General features: G+C 69.6%; 5 protein-coding genes. 1 reads left to right on the forward strand and 4 read right to left on the reverse strand.

Going from position 1 to position 6475, the window contains the following annotated elements; translation table 11 throughout:
• Nucleotides 1-167: 167 nt before the first annotated feature.
• The 4 genes from QZY48_RS06145 to QZY48_RS06160 all read right to left on the reverse strand — a co-directional run bounded on the left by QZY48_RS06145 (nucleotide 168) and on the right by QZY48_RS06160 (nucleotide 6113).
• Complete coding sequence (locus QZY48_RS06145; RefSeq protein WP_295429065.1) at nucleotides 168-1163, reverse strand: peptidase U32 family protein; 996 nt, start codon at nucleotides 1161-1163, stop codon at nucleotides 168-170.
• A 33-nt stretch (nucleotides 1164-1196) separates the two neighbouring features.
• Complete coding sequence (locus QZY48_RS06150) at nucleotides 1197-2195, reverse strand: TIGR01212 family radical SAM protein (protein WP_295429068.1); 999 nt, start codon at nucleotides 2193-2195, stop codon at nucleotides 1197-1199.
• 266 nt (nucleotides 2196-2461) lie between these two features.
• Nucleotides 2462-5014, reverse strand: a complete 2553-nt coding sequence (locus QZY48_RS06155) for a PEP/pyruvate-binding domain-containing protein (protein ID WP_295429070.1) — start codon at nucleotides 5012-5014, stop codon at nucleotides 2462-2464.
• A 139-nt stretch (nucleotides 5015-5153) separates the two neighbouring features.
• Nucleotides 5154-6113: a peptidase U32 family protein gene (locus tag QZY48_RS06160; protein ID WP_295429072.1), complete on the reverse strand. Its 960-nt coding sequence runs from the start codon at nucleotides 6111-6113 to the stop codon at nucleotides 5154-5156.
• A 121-nt stretch (nucleotides 6114-6234) separates the two neighbouring features.
• Here QZY48_RS06160 and QZY48_RS06165 point away from each other — a divergent pair, with 121 nt between their 5' ends.
• On the forward strand, nucleotides 6235-6393 hold the full coding sequence (locus QZY48_RS06165) for a hypothetical protein (RefSeq protein ID WP_295429074.1): 159 nt from the start codon (nucleotides 6235-6237) through the stop codon (nucleotides 6391-6393).
• The last annotated feature ends 82 nt before the right edge of the window (nucleotides 6394-6475 follow it).

Here is a 6475-nt window from a genome sequence, read left to right on the forward strand (position 1 = left end):
AGGTTATCGTTGTGCCGCGGATTCTTTCGCACCCCTAATTGCATCGCTTCTTCGATTACGATTACGACAACGACAACGACAACGACAACGACAACGACAACGACAACGAAAAAACTCGTTCCTGACTGGTTACTTAGGCGGGGTGCCACATAGCACCGGATGCCCGGTCAATGCCAAGTCCGCTCATAGGGCCCGATGGTGGTCTGGGTGCCCTCCGAGACGCGCGCCAGGGCGTCCATCCAGTCGGCCTGGGGGCGGAAGGCGGCCGGGTTGCGGGTGCAGGAGTCGATGGCCTCGCGCCACACCCGGGTGACCTCGGAGACATAGCGGGTGCTGCGCTGGCGGCCTTCGAGCTTGATGGCGGCGACCCCGGCGGCCATGATCTGCGGCAGCAGGTCCAGGGTGTTGAGGCTGGTGGGTTGCTCGATGGCGTAGCGGATGTCGCCCGCGACCTCGTAGCGGCCCTTGCAGATGGTCGGGTAGCCGGCCGGCTCGTCGCGCCCGCGCCGCTCGATCAGTATCCCGCCCAAACGAGTCTCCTGGCCGTCGGGGGTGTCGCGCCACTCTACATGGGCGGCGGGGGAGCAGGCGCCGTAGGTGTTGGGCGACTGGCCGGTGGCATAGGAGGACAGCAGGCAGCGCCCCTCCACCATGACGCACAGGCTGCCGAAGCCGAAGATCTCCACCGGCACCGGGCTCGCGGCGATGACGTGCGCGACCTGGGCGATGGACAGGACCCGCGGCACCACCACCCGGCGGATGCCGAAATGGCGGTGCATGAAGCGGATCGCCGCCGGGTTGGTGGCCGAGCCCTGCACCGACAGGTGCAGGCCGAGTTGCGGGTGGCGCTGCGCGGCATAGTCCAGGACCCCCATGTCCGCCAGGATCAGCGCGTCCACGCCGAGATCGGCGCCCCGGTCCACGGCTGCCGCCCAGCGCTGCCAGCCGCGGGGCTGGGCAAAGGTGTTGATGGCGACGAACACCCTGACCTTGCGGTCCCGGGCGTAGCGCAGCCCGTCTTCCAACTGTTTGTCGTTGAAGTTGAGGCCGGCGAAGTGGCGGGCGTTGGTGTCGTCGCGGAAGCCGATGTAGACGGCATCGGCGCCATTGTCCACGGCGGCCTTGAGGGATGGCAGGTTGCCCGCGGGGCAGACGAGTTCCATGGGTGGACTCCGGTAGCTAGAGAGAATAGACGGTCAGGCGGTGCGGGCGAGGCAGGGCGGCTCCAGGTGCGCGCAACGCGCGCCCTGGCGGGTGTCGCGGCGGTACAGTTCGGCCTCGATCCGGTTGAGCACGGCCCATTTCCAGGCGCACCAGTGGGGCGCCAGCAGGATGGAGCGGGAGGCCGTGCCGGTCAGGCGGTGGAAGACCACCGCGGGCGGGGTCCGTTCGATCAGGTCGGCGCAGATGCCCGCATAGTCATCCAGCGCCAACGGCAGATAGTCCCCGCGCTCCCACTCCAGGGCCAGCCGGGTGTGTCGGACCACATGCAGCGGGTGCAGTTTGATGCCCTCCACCCCCAGGTTCAGGACCCGCTCCAGGCTCCGGAGTGCGGCGTCCCGGCCCTCGCCCGGTAGCCCGATGATCAGGTGGGCGCAGACCTTGAGCCCCCGGCGATGGGCGGCGCGGGCGGCGCTCTGGAACTCGGCGAAGCCGTGACCGCGATTGACCCGCGCCAGGGTCTCGTCGTCCGCCGATTGCAGACCCAACTCCAGCCAGACCTCCTTGCCCTGGGCGCGATAGCCGGCCAGCAGGTCCAACACCGCCTCCGGCACACAGTCCGGGCGGGTGCCGACGGAGAGCCCGACGACATCCGGGATCGCCAAGGCCTCGTCGTAGCGCGCGCGCAGCCGCTCGATGCGGTCATAGGTGTTGGTGTAGGCCTGGAAGTAGGCGATGAAGCGGCGCGCCCCGGTGCGCCGCGCCAGCACCGCCCGCCCCGCGGCGATCTGTGCGGTGACGCTGGGCGGTTCCTGGGCGTTGGGGCTGAAGGACTGATTGTTGCAGAAGGTGCAGCCGCCGGTGCCCTTGGTGCCGTCGCGATTCGGGCAGGTGAAGCCGGCATTGATTGCGAGCTTGTGCACCCGCTGCCCGTAGCGGCGCAGCAGGTCCTGACCCAGGGTGTGGACGCGCTCACTCAGAACGCGCGGCGACGCGTGGGGCCCTGGAGTGGGCGTTGGGGGGGCGGGACACATCGGCGGAAGACTAACCGCATCCGCCGCCCCGGCGCAATGGCCCGGAGCGATCGGATTGTGCGGTTGGTCGCGGCCCGGGTCGCGGGCAGGGGTGCGGCTGCCGTCGGCGGCCCTTTACGTGAAAGTCGCGCAGCGACGCTGTGGGCTTCGGCCTTGGTTCTGTACATCCAAGGCTGAAGCCTTGGACTCCGGCCCGGGGCGGCCGGAACGATGCTCAAGGCCGCCGCGCCGCACTGGGGTGCGGCGCTCCCGGGGGGGCTCCCGGGCTAATACGCAACGATCGAGACGCGGCCCCGGGCGCCATCCAGGCGCACCGTCATGCCGTCCTTGAGCAGGCTGGTGGCGTTGTCCAGCACCACGGCGGGGATGCCGCTCTCGCGCGCCTGGCAGGCGGCGTGCGCCAGGATGCCGCCGACCTCCACCACCAGGCCGGCGGCGATGCGCAGCAGCGAGGCGAGGCCCAGGTTGGCCGAGCGGGTCACCAGGACCTCGTTGCCGGTCAGGTGGACGAGCAGGGACTCGGGGTCGTCGAGATCCAGGTCCAGCACGCGCACCCGCCCGACGCTGCACCCGGGGGCCATGGCGCGACCCCGCAGTTGGCGGCCCGGCGCCTGGCGGCCGGCGGCGCCCAGGGTCTGGATCGCGCCCTCCTGGATCACGGCGGGCAGGCGACCCTCGCGCAGGAGGCGGCGGCCAAGCCGACGCTCGGTGCGGCGTGACTCGAGCAGCGCCAGGTCGGGCGGGCGGTTCAGTTCCTCCAGGTGCAGATGGAAGACGAGTTCGGGCGCCAGGTCCCGCAACTGCGCCAGGCGCAGCAGGCCGCGGCGGATGGCCGCGTGCTCGGCGGTGTAGTGGAACTTGATGGTCTCGCGCAGTGGCAGGAAGGCGCGGGCGAGGTGCAGGTCGCTTGCCAGGGTCGCGGCCTCGTCGCCGGGCAGCCGCCCCAGCCCGCGCGCCAGTTGCCGTTGCGCCGCGCCGTAGTCGGCCCGCTGTTCGGCCTGGCGTCGGCTGGGCCGCGGGTCCATGGCGGCGATCCGCTGGCCCAGGCGGGCGATGGTTTCGGGCATCTCGGCGTAGCGCGGTGAGGTCAGTTCCAGTTCGTTGGGCGCCAGATGTCCGTAGACGTGGAGCCATTCGGAAAGCGTCAACTCGCCCCGGCCCAGGCGCTCCAGGTCCAGCGACAGGTCGGTGATACGGCTGCCGTCCAGACCCAGCAGGAGCCGCCCGTGCAGCGCCTGCGGGTCCTCCAGGTCCAGTGCACCCAGGGCGACCCGTAGGCGCTCGGCGAAGAAGAAGCCCAGGCGGGCGGCAATGACGAAGTCGACGCAGGCCTGGTCCTTGAGGTAGCGAACACGCTCGGCCAAGCGGCCGAGGACCTGCTCCAGTCCCAGCCCCTCCCAGTCGATGGCGCGCGCCTGCGCCGCCGCCTCTTCCAGCCGGTCGCGCGTGCCGCCCTGCCAGTTCGTCAGCAGCGTCTCGGCCTTGGCGCGCAGGCGGTGCCCAAAGGCGAGGCTCTCGTCATAGCGTCGGCGTCCTGCGGCGGGTCCGTGGCGGCGCTGCGCCTCGGCCAGGGTCGGGGCCTGTTCGTAGAGTCCGAACTCGGGATAGTTCGCCCGGCTCGGGTCCGCGCGCACGGCCGCCAGATAGCCCGCGAGGTCGAGCGGATAGCCGCTGTCGAAGGTCCGCGCGTCGACCTCCAGGTTGAAATAGGGCTGGCCGCAGAAGGTTTCCAACAGGGCCAGGGCGCCGTCGTCCGGCACCCGGTAGCCCAGGGCGCGGCGCCCGCGGGCGATGGCGCCACCCTGGGCCGTGAATACGGCCTGGAAGAGGTCCAGGCTGATGGGGCTGGCGTTGGGCAGCAGCTCGGCGATGTTGCCGTTGGAGAGCGCCGCCTCCCCGGCGCCGATCACCCCCCGGGTGCGCAGCCCCCGCAGCCGCTCCTGGAGACGCACCCGCTCGGCCGCCAGGTAGACCTGGGCGCGGCGCGCGTCCTGCGACTCGGCCAGCCCGGCGGCGGCGACGGGCCGGGCCTGGAGGCAATAGAGGGTGGTGCCGACAAAGGCGAATTCGAGGTCGAGCGGGCCGCCGAGCTCGGCCTCCAACCGGTCCGCCAGGGCCGCGAGCGCGCGCGCCTGCCCCGGTGTCAGCACCGGGATGGCCCCCGGCAGGCGGTCGCCGCGGATCAGGGTCCCGGCGCGGTCGGTGACCTGGGTCTCGCCGCTCACGCGCCCGGCGGCCAGGGCCTCGCCGAGTCCGCGGGTGGCGTTCAGGCACAGTCGGTCGCGGCGTGCGGTGATCGGATCGACCGTGTAGGCGACCCCGGCGCAATCGGCCAGGACCATCCGCTGCACCAGCACCCCCATGGACCCGGCCGCGGTGCCGCGGCCCTGGGCGGCACGGTAGGCAAGCGCCGGTGCCGCGGCGCCCGAGGCGAGACAGTGGCGGACGGCCGCGATCAGGGCCGCCTCATCCCCGACCCCCAGCACGGACTCATAGATGCCGGCCGCGCTGGCCTGGGGGCCGTCCTCGTCGAACGCCGAGCTGCGCACGGCGACGCTCCCCTCGCCCAGACGGCGATAGGCGATGCAAATCGCGTCGGCGAGTGCGGCATTGATGGGACCATCGGCCCCCATTCCGAAGGCGTCGGCCGGGATGGCGAAGCCGTCGGGCACGGTGAAACCGCGGGCCAGCAGGTGCCCGAGCGTCGCCGCCTTGGCCCCGAACCGGTCTGCATGGCCGCGCCCGAGCGCGGACAGGGGCCTGATGCGCCCCAGGAGCGGCCCCGCGGGCCTGCCGGGTTCGGGTGAATTGGCGGTCATACCCTTATCATCGAGCGTAATTGCTCAGACGGGTAGAGCGGGCCAGGGGCCGGCAAGGCAGCATTCCTATTTGCGTTCATTTGCGTTCATTTGCGTTCATTTGCGTTCATTTGCGGACAAATTCCTTCTAGAGGTTCACCTAGGCCGCCTGATCCAGCCGCCCCGTGTCCCGGCGCACCCGCTCGTGGGTCCAGCGACGCTTGATCTCCTCCCATTCCGGGGCGAATTGGGCGACGTCCGGATTACCCGCGAGGATGTGGTCGAGGACGCGGCGGTAGAACCCGACGATGGCCCCGATCAGCGCGGTGGTGCGCTCCCGGCCCGGGATCTTGAAGCGCTCGACCCCCAGTTCGACAAAGGTCGGCAGGTCCCACAGCAGCAGTTCGGGACTGCTCTTGAGGTGCGGACGGATCACGGTGCCGCTGCGGTCGGCGGCCGCGTGGGCGTCGCCGAACTGCCAGTTCCCCCGGCAGATGCGGTAACAGCTCCCGCCGCGGCTGGCGGAGCCGATGAAGTGGTCCTTGCCGTGCGCGTCGAGCTCATGGCGGATGGCGAAATAGCTCGACGAATAGCAGCGCCCCGGGCAGATCCAGCCGCGGTGCGGGGTCTGGAACAGGAAGGCCTCCAGGGCCATGCCCTCGATGGCGCGGACCTCCTGGACCTCGCGGGGGCCCCAGCGATAGGGCACCACGACCAGACTGGCCCCCAGGTCACGATAGAAGCGGATGTCCTCCACATTGAAGATGCCGGTCGTGACGCTGATGTGGATCGGCAGCTCGGGCAGCCGGCGGCGCACCAGCGCGACGCAGCCCGGGTCGCAGACCATCACGCCGCCGGCGCCCCAGGCGGCATAGCGCTCGCAGTGCTCCAGGAAGACCGGGAACTCCTGCGGCTGGGGCATCACGTTGATGGCGATGCGCACGTCCTTGCCCAGGGTCCGGGCCTGTTCGATCAGCTCGCGGATCTCACCGTCTTCCAGTTCGTCGGAGGCGGGCCTGCGGCTCCACCCCTTGGGGCCCACGAAGACCGAGTCCGCCCCCTGCTCGAAGGCGCGCACCGCCATCTCCAGGGTACCGCCGGGGGCCATCAGAATGGTCATGCCGTTCTCCTCTCAGGAAGTACGTTAGTACGTTAGTACGGAAGTACGTTAGTAACGAGTCAAGATCAAGTTGAACCCAGTCGTTGTCGTTGTCGTTGTCGCAATCGTAATCGGAGAAGCGATGCAATTCGGCGTGCGAGAGAATCCGGGGCGCTACGATAACCTCGATTACGACACCCACAACGACAACGACAACGAACATGGCGCTATAGGCAATCCCCAATGGACTTCACTTTGCCGTACTAAGGAGCCTAGCAGAAATAACTTGAACAATACGTGAATTGCGGTTACGCTTGGTGCATGGATGTTACCAAGATAATCGAAGAAAAGTATCGGGCGCTTTCCGGTCGCCTGGATGAAGC

This window comes from uncultured Thiodictyon sp., from assembly GCF_903828115.1.
Taxonomy (GTDB): Bacteria; Pseudomonadota; Gammaproteobacteria; order Chromatiales; family Chromatiaceae; genus Thiodictyon.

Excerpts from the sequence above, each read along its gene's own strand:
- QZY48_RS06145 (WP_295429065.1), bottom strand. The coding sequence starts at position 1,163 with ATGGAACTCGTCTGCCCCGCGGGCAACCTGCCATCCCTCAAGGCCGCC.
- QZY48_RS06150 (WP_295429068.1), bottom strand. The coding sequence starts at position 2,195 with ATGTGTCCCGCCCCCCCAACGCCCACTCCAGGGCCCCACGCGTCGCCG.
- QZY48_RS06155 (WP_295429070.1), bottom strand. The coding sequence starts at position 5,014 with ATGACCGCCAATTCACCCGAACCCGGCAGGCCCGCGGGGCCGCTCCTG.
- QZY48_RS06160 (WP_295429072.1), bottom strand. The coding sequence starts at position 6,113 with ATGACCATTCTGATGGCCCCCGGCGGTACCCTGGAGATGGCGGTGCGC.
- QZY48_RS06165 (WP_295429074.1), top strand. The coding sequence starts at position 6,235 with ATGCAATTCGGCGTGCGAGAGAATCCGGGGCGCTACGATAACCTCGAT.